This is a genomic window from Streptantibioticus ferralitis (genome assembly GCF_029223525.1).
GTDB classification, from domain to species: Bacteria; Actinomycetota; Actinomycetes; order Streptomycetales; family Streptomycetaceae; genus Streptantibioticus_A; species Streptantibioticus_A ferralitis.
This window is the reverse complement of the sequence record NZ_JARHTQ010000098.1, coordinates 1-793: the sequence shown is the minus strand read 5'-3', so window position 1 is coordinate 793 and position 793 is coordinate 1. Positions and strand designations below refer to the sequence as shown.

At 69.7% G+C, this 793-nt stretch carries 1 protein-coding gene; it reads left to right on the top strand.

What is annotated here, in order from left to right; genetic code table 11:
* On the top strand, positions 1–584 hold a 584-nt coding region (locus P2L57_RS39840; protein ID WP_275823493.1), incomplete at its 5' end, for a hypothetical protein.
* Positions 585–793: the final 209 nt, after the last annotated feature.

Sequence of the window (793 nt, the reverse complement as noted above, 5' to 3'; positions counted from 1 at the left end):
CTCAGGGTGTCGAGTTGAGTCCTGCTCAGACTGAGGCGGTTGTGCGGTCGGGTTCGTCTGGCTCGGCGGACGAGCGGGTGGCGGCTTGGCAGGAGTATCAGCGGGCGTCGGCGGCGGTGGTGCGGGCTGAGGAGGACGTCAACCATTATCGGCAGGACGACGGTGGTTCGGGTTGGCGGGCGCGGCAGGCTCTGTACGTCGGGCTGCAGGCCGTGCAGGACCAGGGGCGGGCGGTCGGTGTCCTGCGGGGTCTGGGGATGGATCCGGAGCAGGTCAGGGGGAACCTCGCTGCTGCCGCTTTCGACTCGATGCGGGAGCCCGGCTCCCGGCAGGAGTTCGGTTCCGTTGATCAGCAGGTGGTGGAGCAGAGTCCGCAGGAGCGGTCGGCGGCTTCCTCGTCCGCCTCGGCGGTGACTCATGCGGAGCCGGAGACCGGCTTGGCGCCCTCGGTGTCTGAGCGGTCGAGTGCCGTGGACGTGCACGATGGTGGAGCAGAGTCCGCAGGAGCGGTCGGCGGCTTCCTCGTCCGCCTCGGCGGTGACTCATGCGGAGCCGGAGACCGGCTTGGCGCCCTCGGTGTCTGAGCGGTCGAGTGCCGTGGACGTGCACGATCGGCCTCAGGGTGTCGAGTTGAGTCCTGCGCAGACTGAGGCGGTTGTGCGGTCGGGTTCGTCTGGCTCGGCGGACGAGCGGGTGGCGGCTTGGCAGGAGTATCAGCGGGCGTCGGCGGCGGTGGTGCGGGCGGAGCAGGACGTCGATCATTATCGGCAGGACGACGGTGGTTCGGGCTGGC